Origin of the sequence: Streptomyces prasinopilosus, from assembly GCF_001419695.1 — a bacterium.
GTDB lineage: Bacteria > Actinomycetota > Actinomycetes > Streptomycetales > Streptomycetaceae > Streptomyces > Streptomyces prasinopilosus.
On the sequence record NZ_LIRG01000631.1, the window covers coordinates 1 to 2,373 of the forward strand.

Genomic DNA, 2,373 nt, shown 5'->3' on the forward strand with positions numbered 1-2,373 from the left:
GCCGTCCAGGAGGACCTCGCCCACGGCGTGGACGTGACGACGGTCGCGACCATCCCCGAGGACGCCGTCGCCACCGCCGACTTCACCGCGCGGGAAGCGGGCGTCGTGGCGGGCCTCAGGATCGCCGAGGCCGTCGTCTCGGTGGTCTGCACGGCGGAGTTCGAGGTCGAACGGCACGTGGAGGACGGCGACCGGGTGGAAGCCGGCGACAAGCTCCTCTCCGTCACCACCCGCACCCGCGACCTCCTCACCGCGGAACGCAGCGCCCTGAACCTCCTGTGCCGCCTCTCGGGCGTCGCGACGGCCACCCGTGCGTGGGCCGACGCCCTGAACGGCACGAAGGCCGAGGTCCGCGACACCCGCAAGACCACCCCGGGCCTGCGCTCCCTGGAGAAGTTCGCCGTGCGCTGCGGCGGCGGCGTCAACCACCGCATGTCGCTCTCCGACGCCGCCCTGGTCAAGGACAACCACGTCGTCGCCGCCGGGGGCGTCGCCCAGGCCTTCCGGGCCGTCCGGGAACGCTTCCCCGACGTACCGATCGAGGTCGAGGTCGACACCCTGCACCAGCTCCGCGAGGTCGTGGACGCGGGCGCCGACCTGATCCTGCTGGACAACTTCACCCCCGGCGAGTGCGAGGAGGCGGTGGCCCTCGTCGCCGGCCGCGCCACCCTGGAGGCGTCCGGCCGGCTCACCCTCGACAACGCCAGGGCGTACGCCGACACGGGGGTCGACTACCTCGCCGTGGGCGCCCTCACCCACTCCTCGCCGATCCTGGACATCGGCCTGGACCTGCGGGCAGCGGAGTAGGGGCCGGCCATGCTGCTGACGATCGACGTGGGCAACACGCACACCACCCTGGGCCTGTTCGACGGCGAGGACATCGTCGAACACTGGCGGATCTCCACCGACCCGCGCCGCACGGCCGACGAGCTCGCGGTCCTCCTCCAGGGCCTGATGGGCATGCACCCGCTCCTCGGCGAGGACCTGGGCGACGGCATCGACGGCATCGCCGTCTGCGCGACCGTCCCCTCTGTCCTGCACGAACTCCGCGAGGTGACCCGCCGCTACTTCGGCGACGTCCCCGCGGTCCTGGTCGAACCGGGCGTCAAGACGGGGGTGCCGATCCTCACCGACAACCCCAAGGAGGTCGGCGCGGACCGCATCATCAACGCGGTCGCCGCCGTCGACCTCTACGGCGGGCCGGCCGTCGTCGTCGACTTCGGCACCGCCACCACCTTCGACGCGGTCAGCGCGCGCGGGGAGTACATCGGCGGCGTCATCGCCCCCGGCATCGAGATCTCCGTCGAGGCGCTCGGCCTCCGCGGCGCGCAGCTCCGCAAGATCGAGGTGGCCCGGCCCCGGAACGTGATCGGCAAGAACACGGTCGAGGCGATGCAGTCCGGCATCGTCTACGGCTTCGCCGGCCAGGTCGACGGCGTCGTCCGCCGGATGGTCCGCGAGCTCTCCGACGACCCCGAGGAGGTGACCGTCATCGCGACCGGCGGACTCGCGCCGACGGTCCTGGGCGAGAGCGCGGTCATCGACGAGCACGAGCCCTGGCTGACCCTGATCGGCCTGCGCCTGGTCTACGAACGGAACGTGTCCCGGATGTGACGCGTCCCGGACGCGGCACACCCGGACCGGTCCCGGACGCGCCGCCCGGGACCGGACCGCGCCACGGGCGGCCGGTCCCGGGCGGCGCGGGGGCCGTCCGGTCCGCACGCCCCGCGGAGCGCACCGGATGCCTCGCGGAGCGGATGGATGCCGTGGACGGTCCCGGCGGCCCCCGGTGGTCCCGGGGCCCCGGGGGGTCCCCGGTCCGGCTCCTGTCCGGCGGCCCCGTCCGGCAGGCCCCCACCCGGGTGGACCCGGGTGTCGTACCCGCACGCCACACCTGTGCGCTATGCGTTATTTGTCCGATTAGCGCGTATCGTCGCCGCATGCCCACGCCCTACGGATCCCGCGGCGGCATGGCGTTCGGCGCGGAGGAGCTGCGCGTGCTCCGCCGCGCCCTCGCCCTCGCCCTGCACCCCACGTCCGCCTCGGCCGAAGACGTCCAGGACTGCCTCCGGCTCGCCGCCCGCCTCGACGAGGCGACGCGGGAGAGCGCCCGCCAGCGCGCCTTCCTGACGGCCGACCTCGGCCGCTACCGCGCCGCCCTGCCCGGCACCGTCGCCGGCTACCTCACGCTCCTGGAGGAGGCGCTGGCGGCCGGCCACCGACCCGACGCCGACGACCTCGCCGCCCTCCGGGCGCTGCGCGGCAACCCCGCGGCGGCCGCCCTCCTGGACCGCTGCCGGATCCTGGCCGAGCAGGACGTACGGGCCCGCCTCGCCGGCCGTGCGGTCCACGAGGCCGCCGCGGGGTTGCCGC

Annotated in this window: 2 protein-coding genes and 1 pseudogene; all 3 read left to right on the forward strand. The window is 74.6% G+C overall.

The window, feature by feature from the left end:
• Positions 1-807: carboxylating nicotinate-nucleotide diphosphorylase (nadC, locus tag AOK18_RS23640; protein WP_055695652.1), on the forward strand; the 807-nt coding region annotated here is incomplete at its 5' end.
• Positions 808-816: 9 nt separating this feature from the next.
• Positions 817-1,614, forward strand: a complete 798-nt coding sequence (locus tag AOK18_RS23645) for a type III pantothenate kinase (protein ID WP_055574760.1) — start codon at positions 817-819, stop codon at positions 1,612-1,614.
• 326 nt (positions 1,615-1,940) lie between these two features.
• Positions 1,941-2,373: pseudogene (locus AOK18_RS23650) on the forward strand (hypothetical protein); the annotation flags it as partial.

What these genes read in the sequence shown, in the direction of transcription:
- AOK18_RS23645 (WP_055574760.1), top strand. Translation starts at nt 817, where the DNA reads ATGCTGCTGACGATCGACGTGGGCAACACGCACACCACCCTGGGCCTG.